Source organism: Streptomyces sp. BRA346, from assembly GCF_052851135.1.
The window spans coordinates 168,152-189,537 of record NZ_JAIWIH010000035.1; the positions used below are offsets into that span (position 1 = coordinate 168,152).

General features: G+C 74.6%; 2 protein-coding genes. Both read left to right on the top strand.

What is annotated here, in order from left to right; translation table 11 throughout:
- Window positions 1-6 precede the first annotated feature (6 nt).
- On the top strand, window positions 7-20,085 hold the full coding sequence (locus LCH29_RS33105) for a non-ribosomal peptide synthase/polyketide synthase (RefSeq protein WP_446465383.1): 20,079 nt from the start codon (window positions 7-9) through the stop codon (window positions 20,083-20,085).
- Entirely contained in the window at window positions 20,082-21,359 is a 1,278-nt protein-coding gene (locus tag LCH29_RS33110; RefSeq protein WP_446465384.1) for an MFS transporter, read from the top strand. Before LCH29_RS33105 ends, LCH29_RS33110 begins: the two co-directional genes overlap by 4 nt.
- Window positions 21,360-21,386 lie beyond the last annotated feature (27 nt).

Genomic DNA, 21,386 nt, shown 5'->3' on the forward strand with positions numbered 1-21,386 from the left:
GAGAACATGACGTCTTCGAGGAACAGCCGCGCCTCCGCCCTGCCCGAGGAAATGCGGGAAGCTCTGCGCCGCCGTCTCGCGGGCAAGGCCGGACGCACCGCGGCGATCCCCCGCGCGGACCGCACGCGGCCGCTTCCGCTGTCGTTCGCGCAAGCGCGGCTGTGGTTCCTGCACACCCTCCAGCCGGACGAGGCGGGCTACAACAGCGCGGTCGCCCTGCGGCTGACCGGCGCCCTGGACGTGGCCGCGCTCTCCCGGGCGCTCGATGCCCTGGTGGAGCGCCACGAGGCGCTGCGGACCGTCTTCGAGGAGGGTGACGGACAGCCGTCGCAGGTGGTGCGCGCGGCCACCGCGGTTCCGCTGCCGGTGGCCGACCTCACCGGCGATCCCGGGGCGCTGGACGCCACGCTGCTCGCCGCGTACTCCCGCCCGTTCGACCTGCGGACCGGTCCCCTGCTGCGGGCGCTGCTGGTCCGGCTGGCCGACGAGGACCACGTCCTGCTGCTCACGGCCCATCACATCGTCACCGACGGCTGGTCCATGGGCATCCTGCTGGACGAGCTGTGCACGCTGTACGACGCCGGGCCGGACACCGGCGAGAAGGGCCCGCTGCCACCGGTGCCGGTGCAGTACCCGGACTTCGCGGTGTGGCAGCGGGAGCGGCTCTCCGGAGCCACCCTGGACAAGCAGCTCGACTACTGGAAGGGGCGGCTCGCGGGCACCGTGCCGCTGGAGCTGCCCACCGACCGGCCCCGGCCCAGGTCGCGCACCTCGGCGGGCGCGGTGTACGAGTTCATCGTGGACCGGAACGTCGCGGCGCGGCTGAAGGGGCTGGCGGCGGACCGGCGCACCACCCTGTTCTCCGTGCTGGTCGCCGCGTGCCAGGGGCTGTTCGCCCGCTGGTCGGGGCAGGACGACATCGCGCTGGGCACCGTCACCTCCGGCCGTGGCCGCACCGAGCTGGAGCGCGCCGTCGGGTTCTTCGTGAACACCGTGGTGCTGCGCTCCGGGGTCGACGTCGCGCGGTCGTTCCGCGAGCTGATCGACACCGCCGGTACGACGGTCCTCGACGCCTTCGCGCACGACGAGACGCCGTTCGAGCGGCTGGTGGAGGCCGTGGGGGCGCGCCGGGACGCCGGGCGCAACCCGCTGTTCGACGTGATGGTGCTGCTCCACAGCACCCCGCGGTCGGCGCCCCGCCCGGCCGGGCTGACGGCGTCGGCCGTCGATGTGCCGCGGCAGTCCTCGACCTTCGACCTCAGCGTGGAGTTCGTCGAGGACGAAGGGGAGTTGCGGGGGCTGCTGGAGTACAGCACCGAACTGTTCGACGCGGAGACCGCCGAGCGGATGGCGGGGCATCTGCTGGTGCTGCTCGACGCGGCGAGCGCCGAGCCGGACCGGCCGGTGCGGGAACTCCCGCTGCTGACGGAGGCGGAGCGGCGGCAGGTGGCGGCCTGGGGCCACGGTCCCGCCCTGGACATCGAGCCGACCACGTTCCCCGCCGTGTTCCAGGCGCAGGCGGCCCGCACCCCGGCGGCGACGGCCCTGGTCGCCGGGGACGCGGTGTACGACTTCGCGGCGCTCAACGCGGCCGCCAACCGGCTGGCGCACCAGCTGATCGGGCGGGGCGTCGGCCCCGAGCGGATCGTCGGGGTGCGGCTGCCGCGCACCGCCGACATGGTCGTGGCGATCCTCGCCGTCCTCAAGGCCGGCGGCGTCTATCTGCCGATCGACCCCGAACTCCCGGAAGAACGCGTCGGGTTCCTCATGGACGACGCTGGGCCGATGCTGGTGCTGGACGAGGCGGCGCTGCGTACGGTCCCCGCCACGCTGCCCGCGACCGACCCCACCGATGCCGACCGGACCGGCGCGCTGCACCCGGACGGCGCGGCCTACATCATCTACACCTCCGGTTCCACGGGCCGCCCCAAGGGGGTGGCCGTGACCCACCGGGCCATGGTGAACCTGCTGGTGGGCCACCGCCACGGCTTCGTGGCCGAGGCGGGCGGCGGTCCGCTGCGCGCCGCCCTGACCGCGTCGTTCTCCTTCGACACCTCGCTGGAGGGGCTGCTGCTCCTGGCGGACGGCCATGAGCTGCACCTCATCGACGAGACCACCCGGCTCGATCCGGCCGCGCTCGTGGACCACATCGCCGGGCACCGGATCGACTTCCTCGACCTCACCCCGTCGTATCTGCGGCAGCTCCTCCCGGCCGGGCTGCTCACCGACGCCCGGCACCGCCCCCGGGTGCTGATGCTGGGCGGCGAGGCCATCGGCCAGACGCTGTGGCGGCAGCTGGCGGACGCGCCCGGCACCACGGCGTACAACTTCTACGGTCCGACCGAGTGCACCGTCGACGCGCTCGCCGCCCGGATCGGCGGCGCCGGACGTCCGGTGGTGGGGCGGCCGCTGGGCAATCTGCGCGCCCATGTGCTCGACGCCCGGCTCCAGCCGGTGCCCGCCGGGGTCGCGGGCGAACTGTATCTGGCCGGTGATCAGCTCGCGCGCGGCTATGCGCACCGCCCGGGGCTCACCGCCGCGCGGTTCGTGGCCGATCCGTTCGGGCCCGCGGGGGCGCGGATGTACCGCACCGGCGATGTGGCCCGCTGGACCGCCGCCGGGGAGCTGGACTACCTCGGCCGCGCCGACGACCAGGTGAAGATCCGCGGCCACCGGGTCGAACCGGGCGAGATCGAGGCCGCGTTGCTCGATCTGCCGTCCGTCGCCGAGGCGGCCGTGATCGCCGTGACCGACGACGGCGACCACGCGCGGCTGGCCGCCTACTACGTACCGGCCGCCTCCGCCGTGCCGCCCGGCGCGCAGGAGCTGCGGGCGGCCCTCGGGCGCACGCTGCCGGGCCACATGGTGCCCAGCGCCTTCCTCGCCCTCGACGCCATGCCGCTCACCACGAGCGGCAAGCTCGACCGGCGGGCGCTGCCCGCGCCGGGGCCCGATGCCTCCCGGCGGGGATGCGCCTACGAGGCGCCGCGCACCCCGGTGGAGGAGGAATTGGCCCGGATCTGGGCCGAGGTGCTGGGCGCCGAGCAGGTCGGGGTGTCGGACAACTTCTTCGAACTCGGCGGCGACTCGATCCTCAGCATCCAGGCCGTCTCCCGGGCGCGCCAGGCCGGGCTGCGGCTCAGCTCCCGGGACGTGTTCCTGCACCAGACCATCGCCGACCTGGCCGCCGCCATCGCCCCGCGCACCGCGCCCGGTGCGGACGACACCGACGCCGCCGCCGAGCCGACGGGACCGGCGCCGCTGACCCCGATCCAGCACTGGTTCTTCGCCACCCACGGCCCGCTGCGCCACTTCACCATGTCGATGGTCGTGGACCTGCCGTACGACGTGGACGAGACCGCGCTGCACACCGCTCTGGAGGCGGTGGCCGCCCACCACCCGGCGCTGCGGACCCGGTTCGTGCGGGAGGGCGGTGAGTGGCGCCAGCACGCCGACGCTCCGGTGGCGGGGCCGCTGATCCGCCGCCACGATCTGTCGGAGTTGGACGGCGACGCGCTGCGCACCGCGGCCGAGGCGGCCGCCGAGGCCGCCCGCGCCGAACTCGACCTCGCCACGGGCGCGTTGCTGCGTGCCGCGCTGATCCTGCGCGGCGCGGGTACCCGGCCGCGGCTGTTCCTGACCGCCCACCACCTGGCCGTGGACAGTGTCTCCTGGCGGATCCTGCTCGGTGATCTGGAGAGCGCGTACCGGCAGGCCGCGGCCGGGGACCCGGTGCGGCTCGACCCGGTCGGCACCCCCTTCACCGGGTGGGCGCACCGGCTGAGCGACCACGTGCTGGCCGGGGAGCTGGACGGCGACCTGCCGTACTGGGAGGGCGTGGCGCGGGCGGGCGGCGCCGACCTGCCGGTGGACCGCCCGGGCCGCGCCACCGCCGGAACCACCCGCACGGTCCGGGTGCGGCTCGACCACGACACGACCGACGCACTGCTGCGCCGGGTGCCCGGGGTGTACCGGACGCAGATCAACGACGTGCTGATGAGCGCGCTCGGCCGGGTGCTCGCCGACTGGACGCGCTCCGACCGGGTGCTGGTGGCGATGGAGGGCCACGGCCGGGAGGAGCTCGACGAGTCCGTCGAACTGTCCCGGACCGTCGGCTGGTTCACCACGCAGTACCCGGTGGCGCTCACCCTGCCCGGCGGCGGCTGGGGTCCGGTCCTGAAGTCCGTGAAGGAGCAGCTGCGGGCGCTGCCCCGCCGGGGCCTGAGCTACGAGGCGCTGGCCCACCTGAGCGCGCCCGGCTCCCCCGCCCGTGCGCTGCGCGACGCCCCGCTGCCGGGCATCTGCTTCAACTACCACGGCCAGTGGGACTCCGCACCGGGCGACGACGCGTTCACCCTCACCGGCCAGACCCTGGGGCAGGATCTCGCCGCCGACGAGCCCTCGACCTATCTGCTCGATGTGTCGGGCGTAGTGGCGGCCGGGGAACTGGAGCTGACCTGGCTCTACTCCGACCGGGTCCACGACGAGTCCACGGTGCGGCGGCTCGCGGACGCCATGCTGGCGGCGCTGCGGGAGATCGTCGGTCACTGCGCGGAACCGGGCGCCGGTGGCCGTACGCCGTCGGACTTCCCGCTCGCCCGGCTGGACCAGGCGGGCGTGGACCGGCTGGTCGGTGACGGGCGCGGGACCGAGGACGTCTACCCGCTGACCCCGCTTCAGGAAGGCATGCTCTTCCACCGCCTGGTGGGCGACGGGAAGGACGTGTATCTCGACCAGGCCACGCTGACCCTGGCCGGAGTGGGCGACCCGCAGGCGTTCGCCCTCGCCTGGCAGCAGACGGTCGACCGCACGCCCGTGCTGCGCAGTGGTGTGGTGTGGGAGGACGTCGAGCGGCCCGTGCAGTTCGTACGCCACCGGGCCGCCGTGCCCGTCACCCATGTCGACTGCCGGGAGCTGCCGGAGGAGCGGCGCGCGGCCGAGCTGGACCGGCTGCGGGAGGCGGATCTGGCGCTGGGCCTGGATCTGACGGCGCCGCCGCTGATGCGGCTGACCCTGGTGCGACTCCCCGACGACCAGGTGGCGCTGATCTGGACCTCGCACCATCTGATCCTGGACGGCTGGAGCCTGGCCCAGGTCTTCACCGAGGTGTGCGAGCGGTACGCCGCGGCCGCCCGGGGCGACCGCCCGGCGCTGACCGCGCGGCGGCCCTTCCGCGACTATCTGCACTGGCTGGACCGCCAGGACGGCCGGGAGGCCGAGGAGCACTGGCGGGCGCTGCTCGCGGGGGTCACCGCGCCCACGCCGCTGCCGTACGACCGCAAGCCCCTGGAGTCCCACCGGGCCGGGTCCTCGGCGACCGTGGCGGTGGCGCTCGGGGCCGGGGTCTCGGCGGAGCTGCGCGAGGCGGCCCGGCGCCGCGGGCTCACCGTCAACACGATCGTGCAGGGCGCCTGGGCGCTGCTGCTGTCCCGGTACAGCGGCGAGGACGACGTGGTCTTCGGCACCACCGTCTCGGGCCGCCCGGCGGAGCTGGCCGGGGTCGAGTCCATGGTGGGCATGTTCATCAACACCCTGCCCACCCGGGTACGGGTCGACGGCGCCCGGAACACCGCCGAGTGGCTGCGGGAACTCCAGGTGGCACAGGCGGGCGCACGGGGCTTCGAATCCGTGTCGCTGGCCCAGCTGTCGGCCTGGAGCGAGGTGCCGGCCGGTACGCCGCTCTTCGACAGCATGGTGGCGTTCGAGAACTACCCCTTCGACGACTCCTCGGCGCGCGAGGCAGGGCTGCGGATCCTCGACGTGGAGTCGACCGATGCCACGAACTTCCCGCTGAGCCTGCGCGCCCATCTCTCCGACCGGCTCGGCTTCGACCTCGGCTACGACCCGGAGCTGTTCGACGCCGGGACCGCGGAAGCCCTCGCCGACCGGCTGTGCCGCCTGCTGACCGGGATCGCGGCGGACCCGGACCGCCCGCTGCGGGCCCTGCCGTGGCTGACCGCCGAGGAGCGGCGGCGGATCCTGGTGGAGTGGAACGGCACGGCGGAGGGGCGAGTGAGCCGAAGGGGCGCGCCGGTGTCGAAAGGGAGAGCGCGCGGAGGTCCCGAGGAACGAGGGACCGAGCACGGTCGACCGTCGACACCGGCTGAGGCGCCCCGGAGGCGAACCGAGCCCCAAATAGGGGGCGCGCCGGAGCGGACCGTGGTGGACCTGTTCGAGGAGCAGGCCGCCCGTACCCCGGATGCGATGGCCGTCACCTGTGGCGCCGAGTCGGTGTCGTACGCGGAACTCGACGCGAGGGCGGGCCGGTTGGCCCACCGGCTCGCCGCCGAGGGCGCGGCGCGGGAGCGGTATGTGGCGCTGGCCCTGCCCCGCTCGCTCGACATGATCGTGGCGATCGTGGCCGTCCTGAAGACCGGCGCGGCCTATCTGCCGATCGATCCGGACCAGCCGTCCGGGCGGATCGCCCATATGCTCGCCGACACCGAACCCGTGCTGCTGCTGACCACCGGCGACCTGGCCGAGCGGATCGCGGCGGACACCGCCGTGCCCCGGCTGTGCCTGGACGACCCGGCGGTGGACGCCGATCTGCGGGACCGCCCCGCCACCGTCCCGGCCGCCGCCCGGCCGCTGCCGGACAGCCCCGCCTACGCCATCTACACCTCGGGGTCGACCGGTAGCCCCAAGGGCGTGGTCATCCCGCACGCCAATGTGGTGCGGCTGTTCTCGCAGACCCGGCAGTGGTTCTCGTTCGACGAGAGCGATGTGTGGACGCTGTTCCACTCCTACGCCTTCGACTTCTCCGTCTGGGAGATCTGGGGGCCGCTGCTGCACGGCGGTCGGCTCGTGGTCGTCCCGTACGCCGTCTCGCGCTCCCCGGAGGAGTTCCTGCGGCTGCTGGCGGACGAGCGGGTGACGGTGCTCAACCAGACGCCGTCGGCGTTCTACGCGCTGATGCGCGCAGACGAGGAAAACCCTGGGACCGAGCTTGCCCTGCGCCGGGTGATCTTCGGCGGTGAGGCGCTCGACCCGCGCCGTCTGGAGAGCTGGTACGCGCAACACGCGAACACCGACACCGCGCCCGTGCTGGTCAACATGTACGGGATCACCGAGACCACCGTGCACGTCACCCACACCGCCCTCGACCGCGCCAGCGCGGCCCGCGCCACCGGCAGCGGCATCGGTACCGGCATCCCCGACCTGCGGATCTACGTCCTCGACGCGGCTCTCGAACCGGTGCCGCCGGGCGCGGTGGGCGAGCTGTACGTGGCGGGCGCGGGGCTGGCCCGTGGCTATCTGCGCCGCCCGGGGCTGACCGCGTCCCGTTTCGTCGCCGACCCGTTCGGCCCGCCCGGGAGCCGGATGTACCGCACCGGCGACCGGGCCCGGTGGAGCGCGGACGGGGAGCTGGAGTACCTGGGCCGCGCCGACGACCAGGTGAAGATCCGTGGTTTCCGGATCGAGCCCGGTGAGATCGAGGCCGCCCTGACCGCGCATCCGGCGGTGGCCCACGCCGTGGTGATCGCGCGCGAGGACCGGCCGGGGGTGCGGCGGCTGGTGGCCTACACCGTGGCCGCTCGCACGGTGTCCACCGGTCAGGGCACTCCGCCGCCCGCTGCCGAGCTGCGGGAACTCCTCGGGCGCAGCCTGCCCGAGCACATGATTCCGGCCGCCTACGTCCCGCTGGACACCCTGCCGCTGACCGTCAACGGCAAGCTGGACCGGGCGGCGCTGCCCGCCCCGGGCGCGGACGGCTTCGCCACGGGCGCCGAGCGGATCGCCCCGCGCACCGAGGCGGAGGCCACGGTGGCCCGGGTGTGGGCCGAGGTGCTGGGGGTCGAGGAGGCGGGGGCCGAGGACAACTTCTTCGCCCTGGGCGGCGATTCCATCCTCGCCATCCGCGTGGCCTCCCGGCTGCGCACCGCCTTCGGCACCGATGTCTCGCCGCGGTCGCTGTTCACCCATGCCACCGTCGCCGCCCTCGCCGCCGCCCTGAGCGCACCGGATAACGCCGCGCCGGGCGCGGTGATACCGGCCGTGGCGCGCGGAGGGGACCTGCCGCTGTCGTACGCGCAGCAGCGCCTGTGGTTCCTGGACGGCTTCGACGACCGTGACACCGAGTATGTGACCCCGTTCGCGCTGCGGCTGCGCGGCCCGCTCGACACCGGCGCCCTGCGCGCCGCGCTCGACGCCCTGGTGGCCCGGCACGAGCCGCTGCGCACCACGTTCGCCGAGGTGGACGGCCGCGGTGTGCAGCGGATCCACGACCCGTACCGGGTCGAGCTGCCGCGGCACGACCTCACCGCGCTCCCCGCCACCGAGCGCGAACGCGAGCTGGAGCGGCTGCTGGAGCGGGAGGGCGCCACCGCCTTCGATCTGAGCCGTGGCCCGCTGCTGCGGGCGTCCCTGATCGGGCTGGACGACGAGGAACACGTCCTCACGCTGACGATGCACCACATCGTCACGGACGGCTGGTCCACCGCCGTCATCAGCGACGATCTGGGCGAGCTGTACGCCGCGGCGCTCGGAGGCCGGGCCCCAGAACTCGCCCCGCTGCCGCTGGGGTACGCCGACTACGCGGCCTGGCAGCGCGATCCGGACGGCGGGGCCGCCGCGGCGGAACCGCAGCTGGACCACTGGCGGAAGACCCTGGCCGACCTGGCGCCGCTGGAGCTGCCGACCGACCGGCCGCGCCCGGCCGTGCAGACCAGGAACGGGGCGCTGCTGGACTTCACGCTGGACGCGGAGCTGGTGGACCGGCTCCGCGAGACCGGGCGGCACGGCGACGCCACCCTCTTCATGACCCTGCTCGCCACCTGCCAGGTGCTGCTGGCGCGCTGGTCGGGGCAGGAGGACATCGCGGTGGGCACCGTGACCTCCGGCCGGGAGCGGCCCGAGCTGGAGCGCCTGGTCGGGATGTTCGTGAACACCCTCGTGCTGCGCGGCCGGGTGCGCGCGGACCGGCCGTTCGGCGAACTGCTCCAGGAGGCGCGCGACACCGTCCTGGACGCCTTCGCCCACCAGGACGTGCCGTTCGAGCGGATCGTGGACGCGCTCCAGCCGGAGCGGGACACCAGCCGCACCCCGCTGTTCCAGGTGATGGTGGCGCTGCACAACCTGGGCGGTGAGGTGCCGAGCCTGCCGGGGCTCGCCGTGGAGGCCGTACGGATCCCGAGCCGGACCGCCGCCTTCGACCTCGGCTTCGACTTCGTCGAACACCGGGGCGCCCTGACCGGGTACGTGGAGTACAACACCGATCTGTTCGACGCGGCCACCGTGCGGCGGATGATCCGGCAGCTGCGGCTGCTGCTGGAGACGGTGGCGGACGACCCCGGCCGCCCGGTGGGCGAACTCCCGCTGCTGACCGCGCGGGAGCGGCACACCGTACTGGAGGAGTGGAACGCCACCGCGCTCCCGGTGGCGGACACCACCTTCCCGCGCCACTTCGAGGAGCAGGCGGCCCGCACCCCGGCCGCCACCGCGCTGGTGGCACCCGACGCCACCTACGACTTCGCGGAGCTGAACGCCCGCGCCAACCGGCTGGCCCACCATCTGATCGGCCTCGGGGCCGGTCCCGAGAAGGTGGTCGCGGTCAGGCTGCCGCGCACCGCCGACCTGATGGTGGCCCAGCTCGCGGTCCTCAAGTCGGGCGGCGCGTATCTGTACGTGGACCCGGAACTGCCCGCCGAGCGCGTCCGGTTCCTGCTGGAGGACTCACGCCCCGAGGTCGTCCTCACCCCCGAGGCGCTGCGCGACGCGCCCCTCGACGGCCTTCCCGCCACCGACCCCACGGACAGGGACCGGCGCTCCCCGCTGCGCCCGGAGAACACCGCGTACCTCAACTACACCTCCGGCTCCACCGGCCGCCCCAAGGGCGTCGCCGTCGAACACCGCCAGCTGGTCAACCTCTGCCACGACCACGTGGCCGGGCTCATCGGGCCGCACGCGGCCGAGGCGGGCCGTCCGCTGCGCGCGGCGCTGACCGCCGCGTTCTCCTTCGACACCTCGTGGGAGGGCGCGGTGTTCCTGGCCGCGGGCCAGGAGGTGCATCTGATCGACGACGCGGTGCGGTTCGACCCGGCCGCCCTGGTCGAGCTGATCGGCGCCCGGCAGCTGGACTTCCTCGACCTCACCCCCTCGTATCTCCATGAGCTGATGGCCGCCGGGCTGTTCGACGGCCGCCACCGGCCGCGGATCGTCATGGTGGGCGGCGAGGCGCTCGGGGCGGCGCTGTGGCGGGAGCTGCGCGCGGTGCCCGGCGTGGCGGCGTACAACTTCTACGGGCCCACCGAGTGCGCCGTCGACGCGGTGTACGGGCGCCTCGCCGACCTCGGGGACCGTCCGCTGATCGGGCGCCCCGGCCACAACCTGCGGGCGTACGTCCTGGACGGGGCGCTGCGCCCCGTGCCCGCCGGGGTGCCGGGCGAACTGCATCTGGCCGGCGCCCAGGTGGTGCGCGGCTATCGCGGCCGTCCGGGGCTGACCGCGCTCCACTTCGTCCCCGACCCGTACGGCCCGCCCGGCTCCCGGATGTACCGCACCGGCGACCGGGCCCGCTGGACGGCGGACGGGGTGCTCGAATTCCTCGGCCGCTCCGACGACCAGGTCAAGATCCGTGGCTTCCGCATCGAGCCCGGTGAGATCGAGGCCGCCGTGCTGGACCATCCGGCGGTCGAGGACGCCGTGGTGGTGGCCCGCGAGGACTCCGGCCACCGGCGGCTGGTGTGCTACCTCGTGGCCACGGGGGCGGACGCCGCGCCCGGCGCGCTGGAGCTGCGTACCCTGCTCAAGCGGTCCCTGCCCGACTACATGGTTCCGGCGGCGTTCGTGACGCTGGACCGGATGCCCCGTAACGACGCCGGAAAGGTCGACCGGCGGGCGCTGCCCGCGCCGCCCGCGCAGCCGGAGGCGGAGACCGCGTACGTGGCGCCGCGCACCGAGGCGGAGACCGTGCTCGCGCGCGTGTGGTCCGAGGTGTTCGGCACCCCGCGGATCGGGGTGGAGGACAACTTCTTCGCCCTGGGCGGCGATTCGATCCTCAGCATCCAGATCGTCTCCCGCGCCCGCCAGGCCGGGCTGCGGATCACCTCCAAGGACATCTTCCGCCACCAGACCATCGCGGAACTCGCGGTGACCATCGGGTCCACCCAGGCGCCGTACCACGCTCCGGCGGCCGCGCCGACGGGCCCGGCGCCGCTGACCCCGATCCAGCACTGGTACCTCGACGGGCGGCGGCCCGGCGATCCGCACCACTTCACCATGACCCACCGGCTGCGGCTCGCCGACGACCTCGACGAGGCCGCGCTGCGGCGGGCGGTGGACGCAGTTGTGGCGCACCACGCGGCGCTGCGCACCCGGTTCGTCGTCCTCGACGGCCAGTGGCGGCAGGAGGTCCTGGCCACCGCGCCCGGCCCGCTGCTGGAGCGGCACGATCTGTCCGGCCTCGGCGGGGAGGCGCGGTCGCGCGCCGTGCGGGAGGCCACGGTCGCGGCGCAGACCGGGCTGGACATCGCCCAGGGCGCGGTGCTGCGGGCCCTGCTGTTCGCCCACGGCCCGGGGCAGCCGCCGGAGTTGCTGATCACCATCCACCATCTGGTGGTCGACGGCGTGTCCTGGCGCGTCCTCCTCGGCGACCTGGAGAGCGCGTACCACCAGGCCGTCGCCGGGGCCACGCCCGCGCTGCCCCCGGCGAGCAGCGCCTATGGCCACTGGGCGGCCCGGCTGGCGGAGCACGTGCGGTCCGGCGGGCTCGACGGCGACCTGGCGTACTGGACGCGCACCGCGGACACCGCGCCCGCGCCGCTGCCCGTCGACCGCCGGGGCGCCAACACCCAGGAGACGGCCGCCACGGTGACCGTGGGTCTCGGCCGCGACGAGACCGAGGCGCTGCTGCGCGACGTCCCGGACGTGTACCGCACCCAGATCAACGATGTGCTGCTCAGCGCGCTCGGCCGGAGCCTGGCCCGCTGGACCGGCGGCGACACCGTGCTGATCGGGGTGGAGGGACACGGCCGCGAGGACCTCTTCGAGGAGCTGGATCTCTCCCGTACGGTCGGCTGGTTCACCGCCGAGTTCCCGCTCGCGCTGACCGTCGCGCCCGACGCGGACTGGCGGGAGACGCTCCGTTCCGTCAAGGAGCAGCTGCACGCCGTCCCGCACCGCGGGCTGAGTTACGGCGCGCTGCGCCACCTCTCCCCCACCGCGGGCGAGCGGTTGCGGGGCGGCCCCGCCCCGCAGATCGGGTTCAACTACCACGGCCAGTGGGATGCCGCGTCGGGTGATGCCTCCGGGCTCTACCGGGCCGCCCTGCCCTCGACGGGCCGGGACGCGCCGGAGACCGAGACGCGTACGTATCTGCTGGAGGTCACCGGGGCCGTCCAGGGCGGCCGTCTGGAGCTGGGCTGGACCTATCCGACGCTGATGTACGACGAGGCGACCGTGCGCCGCCTCGCCGAGGACGTGGTCGCCGCGCTGCGGGAGATCGTCGCGCACTGCGCGGAGCCCGGCGCGGGCGGCCGCAGCCCGTCCGACTTCCCGCTCGCCCGGCTCGACCAGCGTCAGGTGGACCTGATCGCGGGCGACGGCAGGGATGTCGAGGACATCTATCCGCTGACCCCGTTGCAGGCGGGCATGCTCTTCCACGGCCTGGTCGACACCCAGGGCGCCTACTTCGACCAGATCGCGCTGCGCATCGGCGGCATCGCCGATCCGGACGCGTTCGCCGCCGCCTGGCAGCGGGTCGTGGACCGGACGCCGGTCTTACGCAGCGAGGTGCGCTGGGAGGGTCTCGAGGAGCCCGTCCAGGTGGTACGCCGCCATGTCGCGCTGCCCACCGCCCGGCACGACTGGCGCCGCCTCTCCCCGGACGGCCAACGGGCCGCGCTGGAGCGGCTGCTCGCCGAGGACCGGGCGGCCGGGATGGAGCTGACCCTGGCGCCGCTGACCCGGATCGCGGTGGCGCGGCTGGCCGACGACGAGATCATGCTGGTGTGGACCTCGCACCATCTGATGCTCGACGGCTGGTCCACCGGGCAGCTCTTCGCCGAGGTGTGCGAGAACTACGCCGCGCTCGCCGAGGGCCGCACCGTGGCCCCGCCAGCGCGCCGTCCGTTCCGGGACTTCCTGCGCTGGCTGCGGGAGCAGGACCAGGAGCGGGCCGAGCGCCACTGGCGGGACGTGCTGACGGGCTTCGGCGCCCGGACCCCGCTGCCGTACGACCGGCCGCCCCGGGAGGCCCACCGGGCGGCGTCGGGCGCGCTGACCCGGCTGGAGCTGCCCCGGGAGGTGTCCGCGCGGCTGCGCGAGACGGCCCGGAGCCACGGGCTGACCGTCAACACGGTGGTGCAGGGCGCCTGGGCGCTGCTGCTGTCCCGGTACGGCGGCGAGCCGGACGTGGTGTTCGGCACCACCGCCTCGGGCCGCCCGGACGGGCTGCCGGGGGTGGAGACGATGGTCGGCATGTTCATCAACACGGTCCCCACCCGGGCCGTGGCCGACGGCGGCCGCGACGTGATGCGGTGGCTGCGGGAACTCCAGGACCAGCAGAGCGAGTCCCGCCGCTTCGACTTCGTCTCGCTCGCCCGCATCCAGGCGTTGAGCGAACTGCCCGCCGCCGAGGCCCTGTTCGACTCCATGGTGGTCTTCGAGAACTACCCCTTCGACGAGGAGTCGGCGTCCGGTGCCGGGATCGCCATCCGGGAGGTGCGGGCCGAGGACGCCACCAACTTCCCGCTGTGCTGCCGCGCCTATCTCGGCGACCGGCTCGGGTTCGACATCGCCTACGATCCCGCGCTGTTCGACGCGGCGACGGCGGAGCGGGCCGCGCGCCATCTGGGGACCCTGCTGGAGGGCATGGCCGACGGCGCCGGGCGCACCCTGGACGATCTGCGGCTGCTGACCGACGCCGAGGAGCGCCGGGCGGTGCGGGAGGGCAACGACACCGCCCGCCCGCTGCCCGCGGGCTCGCTCGCCGAGCTGTTCGCCGAGCAGGCCGCGCGGACCCCGGACGCCGTCGCCGTCACCGACGGCGCCACCGCACTCGGCTACCGCGACCTCGACGCGTGGTCCGGGCAACTGGCGGCGGTCCTGGCCGCGTCGGGGGTGCGCACCGAGGACCGGGTGGCGCTGCTCATGGACCGTTCGGCCGCACTCGTGGTGGCGCAGCTCGCGGTGGTCAGGGCGGGCGGGGTGTACGTCCCGGTGGACGCCCGCGCGCCGCGCGCACGGCAGCGGGAGCTGCTGGACCAGGCGGGCGCGAAGGTCGTGCTGACGGCGGACGACGTGGCCGCCGCGCGCGACGGCGAGCGCACCCCGCCCGCCGTGCCGGTGGACCGGGACAACCTGGCGTACGTGATGTTCACCTCCGGGTCGACCGGGGTGCCGAAGGCCGTGGGGGTGCGCCACCGCGATGTGGCGGCGCTCGCCCTCCACCGGGCCTTCGCGAGCGGCGGGCACGAACGGGTGCCGCTGCACTCCCCGGTGGCGTTCGACGCCGCCACCTACGAGGTGTGGGTGCCGCTGCTGCGCGGCGGCCGGGTGGTGGTGGCCCCGCCGGGCGAGCTGGACGCGGCGGCGCTGCGACGGCTCGTGGCCGGGCACGGGGTGACGGGCCTGTGGCTGACCGCCGGGCTGTTCCGGCTGCTGGCGCAGGACGCCCCGGACTGCTTCGCGGGGCTGCGCGAGGTGTGGACCGGCGGCGATGTGGTGCCCGCCGCGGCCGTGCGCCGGGTGCTGGCGGCCTGCCCCGGGCTGACCGTGGTGGACGGCTACGGGCCGACCGAGACCACGACCTTCGCGACCGCCTTCCCGATGGCCGCGGCCGACGAGGTGCCCGAGGTGGTGCCGATCGGCGGGCCGCTGGACAACATGCGGGTGTACGTCCTGGACGCGCGGCTGCGGATCGTCCCGCCCGGTGTCGTCGGTGAGCTCTTCGTCGCCGGTGAGGGCGTGGCCCGCGGCTACCTGGGGCGGCCCGGCGCGACGGCGGCGGCCTTCCTCGCCGATCCGTACGGGCCCGCCGGGGAGCGGATGTACCGCACCGGCGACCTGGCGCGGCGGCGGCCGGACGGCACGGTGGAGTTCGTCGGCCGCGCCGACCACCAGGTGAAGGTCCGGGGCTTCCGGATCGAGCCGGGCGAGGTGGAGAGCGTGCTGACCGCGCACCCCGGGGTGGCGGACGCGGCGGTGGTGGCCCGGGAGGACCGGCCCGGGGTGAAGCGGCTGGTGGCCTATGTGGTGCCGGGCGGCGACCGGGCCGTGGACGGCGCGGAGTTGCGTACCCATGTGGCGGCCGGGCTTCCGGAGTACATGGTGCCGTCCGCGGTCGTCCTGCTGGACGCGCTGCCGCTGAGCCGCAACGGCAAGCTGGACCGCGCGGCGCTGCCCGCCCCCGGCGAGGACCCGGACCGGGCGGCGTATGTCGCCCCGCGTGGCGAGGCCGAGCGGCGCACGGCGGCGGTCCTGGCCGAGGTGCTGGGGGTCGAACGGGTCGGCGCCGAGGACGACTTCTTCGTACTCGGCGGGGACTCCATCCTCAGCATCCGGCTGACCTCGCGGCTGCGGGAGGCGTTCGCCGCGGAGGTCTCGCCCCGGCTGGTGTTCACCCACTCGACGGTGTCCGCCCTGGCCGCGGCCCTCACCGAGGCGAGCGGCCACCCCGTGTCCGCGCCGATCACCCCGGTGCCCCGGGACGCGGAGCTGCCGCTGTCGTATCCCCAGCAGCGCCTGTGGTTCCTGGACTCCTTCGCACCGGACAGCACCGAATACATCACCCCGCTGGCGCTGCGGATGCGCGGCACCCTCGACGTCCCGGCGCTGGAGGACGCGCTGACCGCACTGGTGGCCCGGCACGAGTCGCTGCGCACCACGTTCGACGCGGTGGACGGGCGCGGGGTGCAGGTCGTGCACGAGCCCTCCGCGGTGCGGCTCGCCCGCCACGATCTGTCGGACGTTCCCGCCGGCCGGCGGGAGGCGGAGCTGACGGAGCTGCTGGCCCGGGAGCGGGAGCGCCCGTTCGACCTGCGGCGGGGCCCGCTGCTGCGGGCCGGGCTGATCCGGCTGGGCGCCGAGGACCACGCCCTCACGCTGACGCTGCACCACATCATCACCGACGGCTGGTCCACCGGAGTGCTCATCCGCGATCTGCGCGAGCTGTACCGGGCGGCGCTGACCGGCGACGCGGCGGCGCTGCCACCGCTTCCGGTGCAGTACGCCGACGTCGCGGCCTGGCAGCGGGCCGAACTGTCCGGCCCGCGGGCCGATGAGGAACTGACGTACTGGAAGCGGCAGTTGCGCCAGGTGGAGCCGCTGGAGCTGCCCACCGACCGGCCCCGTCCCGCGGTGCGCAGCGGACATGGCGCCACGGTGGAGTTCGAGGTGCCCGCGGCGGTGAACCGGCGCCTCAAGGAGTACGGACAGACCCGTGGCACCACCCTGTTCATGACGCTGGTGGCGGCGGCCCAGGTGCTGCTGTCCCGGCTGTCCGGCCAGGAGGACATCACGGTGGGGACGGTCACCTCGGGGCGGGAGCGCGCCGAGGCGGAGCATCTGATCGGCTTCTTCGTGAACACGCTGGTGCTGCGCTCCTCGGTCGACCCCGAGCGCGGCTTCACCGACTTCCTGTCCGAGGTGCGCGGCACCGTCCTGGACGCCTTCGCCCACCAGAACGTGCCGTTCGAGCGGGTGGTGGACGAGGTGCAGCCCACCCGGGACACCAGCCGGACACCGCTGTTCCAGGCGATGGTGGTGCTCCAGAACATACCCGGCGGGCAGCTGGATCTGCCCGGTCTCACGCTGGAGGACATCGCCCCCGAGACCGGCACCGCGAGCTTCGACCTCACGCTGGAGTTCGCCGAGGCCGACGGGGGCGTCCTGCGCGGGCTGATCAGCTACAGCACCGATCTGTTCGACGCGCCGACGGCCGAGCGGATGGGCGCGGCCCTCGTCACGCTCCTCACCGGCATCGCCGACGACCCGGACCGGGCGGTGGGCGCGCTGCCGCTCGCCACCCCGGCCGAGCTGCGGCGCACCGTCGTGGAGTGGAACGCCACCGGACACCCCGTGCCTCCGGCCACGCTGGCCGAGCTGTTCGAGCGGCAGGCGGCTACGTCCCCGGACGCCCCGGCCGTGGCGTCCGGGGCGGGCGGGCTCACCTTCGCCGAGCTGGAGACGGCGGCGAACCGGCTGGCGCACCGGCTCATCGGGCGCGGTGTGGGGCCGGAGAAGCTGGTGGCGCTGGTGCTGCCGCGGTCGGTGGAGATGGTGGTGGCGCAGCTGGCGGTGGTGAAGGCGGGCGGTGCGTTCCTGCCGGTCGACCCCCACTACCCGGCGGAGCGGGTGGCGTTCATGCTGCGGGACGCCGAGCCCCTGGTCGTCCTCGACGACGTGGCGTCGGTGTGGGCCGGGGACGGCCCCGCCGATCCGCCGACCGTCCGCGCGCTGACGCCGGACCATCCGGCGTACGTCATCTACACCTCCGGGTCCACCGGGGTGCCCAAGGCGGTCGTGGTCACCCACGCGGGGCTGGCGAGCTTCTCGGCCGCCGCCGCCGAACACTACGACGTCCGGGCCGGGGACCGGGTCCTCCAGTTCGCCTCCCCCAGCTTCGACGCCTCCGTACTGGAGCTGTGCATCTCCCTGCCGAGGGGCGCGGCGCTCGTGGTCGCGGAGGAGGGGCCGCTGCTGGGCGAGCGGCTGGCCCAGGTGCTGACGGGGCACCGGGTCACCCACGCGCTGATTCCCCCGGCGGCGCTGGCCACCGTGCCGGAGGCGGGGACCCCAGACCTGCGCACCCTGATCGTCGGCGGTGACGCGTGCTCCGCCGAACTGGTGGACCGCTGGGCGCCGGGGCGCCGGATGGTCAACTCGTACGGTCCGACCGAGGCGACCGTGGTGAGCACCTGGTCCGGGCCGCTGACCGCCGGTTCGGGGGTGCCGCCGATCGGCGGGCCGATCCGTAACACCCGGGCCTATGTGCTGGACTCCGCGCTGCGCCCGGTTCCGGTGGGCGTGGCCGGGGAGCTGTACGTGGCCGGGGCGGGACTGGCCCGCGGCTATCTGGGCCGCCCGGGGCTGACCGCCTCCCGCTTCCTGGCCGACCCGTTCGGCCCCGCGGGGAGCCGGATGTACCGCACGGGCGATGTGGTGCGCTGGACCGCCGACGGCGAGCTGCGGTTCGTCGGCCGGGCCGACGACCAGGTCAAGGTGCGCGGCTTCCGGATCGAGCCGGGCGAGGTGGAGAGCGCGCTGCGGCGCAGCCCGGACGTACGCGAGGCGGTGGTGGCCGTGCGGGACACCGGGCCCACGGCCGAGCATCCGTCCGGGCTGAAGCGCCTGGTCGGCTATGTGGTCCCGGCGGAGGGCACCGCCCCGACCGCCGCCTCGCTGCGGGATTTCCTGGGCCGGATCCTGCCGCCCCACATGGTGCCGTCGGCGTTCGCCACCCTGGAGGAGCTGCCGCTCACCCCGAACGGAAAGGTCGACCGCCGCGCCCTGCCCGATCCGGATCCCGCTCCGGCCCCGGGCGCGGACCATGTCGCGCCGCGCACTCCGATGGAGAGCCGGATCGCGGCGATCTGGGCGGATGTCCTCGGCCTTGACCGGGTCGGCGTGCACGACAACTTCTTCGACCTCGGCGGGGATTCCATCCTGAGCATCCAGGTCGTGTCCCGCGCCCGCCAGTCGGGGCTCGGGCTGACCACCAAGGATCTGTTCAGCCACCAGTCGGTGGCCGCCCTGGCCGCCGTGGCGACGACGGAACGGGAGGAGGGCGGTGCGGAGCCGGTCACCGGAGACCTTCCGCTCACCCCGATCCAGCGGTGGTTCTTCGCCACCCACACCGTCAACCCGCACCACTTCAACCAGTCCACCCTGCTGGAGCTGGAACGGGAGGTGGACGAGGCGGCGCTGGAAGCGGCGCTGGCCGCCCTGCTCGTCCACCATGACGCGCTGCGGATGCGGTTCACGCACGAGGACGGCGAGTGGCGGCAGTTCGACCCGGAGCCCGAACCGGGAGCCGTCCTCGCCCGGTACGACCTGTCGGGGCTGCCCGCGGACGAGGCGGACGCGGCGATGGAGAAGACCGCCGACGCCCTGCACGCGGGCTTCGACCTGGGCAGCGGCCCGCTGCTGAAGGCCGCGCTGTTCCGGTTCGGCGACGACCGGCGGCCGTTCCTCTTCCTGACCGCCCACCATCTGGTCATCGACGGGGTGTCCTGGCGGATCGTGCTGGACGACCTGGACACCGCGTACCAGCAGGGTGTGCGGGGCGAGCCGGTCGACCTCGGCACCAAGTCGACCTCGTTCCGGGACTGGGCCCGGCAACTCGCCGAGCAGGTCGCCGACGGCGCCCTGGACCACGAGGCCGACCACTGGGCCGCGGCGCTGGACGCGCGGCCGCTGCCGGTCGACCACGAGCCGCCGGAGCCGGGGACGGAGCCCCGGGCGGTGCCGGTGGAGATCGACGAGGCGGACACCGAGGCGCTGCTGCGGGCCGCCCCCACCGCGTACCGCACCCGCATCAACGACGTGCTGCTGGCCGCCCTTGCGCTGGCGCTGGCGCGCTGGACCGGCCGGGACCGGGTCTCCGTCGAACTGGAGGGCCACGGGCGGGAGGACGTCGTCGAGGGCGCCGATCTCTCCCGTACGGTGGGCTGGTTCACCACGATGTACCCGGTCTCCTTCGACGTGCCCGCCGCCCGGGATTCCGCGTCCGTCGACTGGCGCGGCCTGGTCAAGTCGGTCAGGCGCCATCTGCGGGCCGTCCCCGGCAACGGTTTCGGCTTCGGGGCGCTGCGGACCTTCGGCACGGACGCCGTACGGGAGCGGCTGACCGGCACCGGCGCCGGGCCCCAGGTCGTGTTCAACTACCTCGGCCAGTGGGACGCCCGGTCCGCCGAGGCCAAGGACGGTCTCGTCCACGCCGAGCACGGCTCCTTCGGCCAGGACCACGACCCGCGTGAGGGCGGTTCGCATCTGCTGGAGGTCGTGGGCGCCGTGCAGAACGGACGGCTCGGCTTCACCTGGTACTACCGACCCGGTGTCCACGAGGAGTCGACCGTGGCGGCGGTGGCCGCGGACTTCGCGGACGCGCTGCGCCGCATCGCCCAGGACTGCCGGGGTGCCGTATGACCGGGGACCACGCCGTGCCGTCGGGCCCGGTGGAGGCGCCCCCGTCCGCGCCCCCGCCGGTGCCGCTGGCGCGCAACCGCGGCTACCGGCTGCTGTGGGGCAGCCAGGCGCTCTCGGAGTTCGGCTTCCACGCGTCGATGATCGCGTTTCCGCTGCTGGTCCTGGCGCTCACCGGTTCGGGCGCCGCCTCCGGGCTGGTGATGGGCACGATCGCCGCCGCGCAGATGCTGGCCGGGCTGCCCGCCGGGGTCCTGGTGGACCGCTACGACCGCAAGGCGCTGATGCTCGGCTGCGAGGCGGCCCAGGCGGTGTCCGCCATCAGCCTCGTGGTGGCGGTGTGGAGCGACGCGGCCACCGTGCCGCACATGGTCGCCGTCGCCGCGGTGTTCGGGGCCGCCGCCGCGCTCTTCGAACCGGCGGAGAACGCGGCGCTGCCGCTGCTGGTGGACGACGCCCAGCTGTCCGCGGCGGTCTCGATGAACACGGCGCGGGCGTCGATGGGACAGCTCTCGGGCACCGCGACCGGCGGGTTCCTGTTCGCCGTGGGGCGCTTCGTCCCCTTCCTGGCCGACGCCGTCATGCACACCCTCTCGTTCGTCGCGCTGCTCTTCCTCCGGCTGCCGGAGCCGGAGCGGCCCGCCGCGGCGCCGGGCAGGCTCGGCCACGCCATGCTGACCGGCCTGCGGTGGGTGTGGCAGGAGCGCCGGATCCGGGTCACGATCCTGTGCGCGGTCGTGCTGAACCTGTTCTTCAGCGCCTTCTACCTCGTCGTCATCGTGCTCGCCGGAACCCAAGGGGTGCCCTCCGGGGAGGTCGGGGTGATGGCGGCCATGCTCGGGGTGGGCGGGGTCGCCGGGGCGCTCGCCGCACCCGTACTCCACGGCCGTCTCGGCGCCTACCGCGCCATCGTGGCGGTGTTCTGGGCGCTGACCGTGCTCACCCCGGTCGCCGCCGTCGTGCACAGCGGCTATCTGACCGGCGCGCTGTTCGCCCTGATGGCGCTGTTCCCGCCCACCGCGAACACCGCGATCATGACGGAGCAGCTGCTGCGCACCCCCGACCGGCTGCGCGGCAGGCTCACCAGCGTCCTCGCCCTCGCCTGCGGGGCCGCGGGCGCGGCGGGCCCCGCGCTGGGCGGCCTGCTCGCCCAGGCCCTGCCGGGCGACCGGGCGATCCTGGTGTGCGCGGCCGGGATGGCGGCCGCGGCCGTCCTCGCCACCGCCAGCCCGACCCTGCGCGGGCTGTCCCGTATCCACCCGGAACCACATCCATAAAAGATCAGTACCGAACGACAGGAGAAA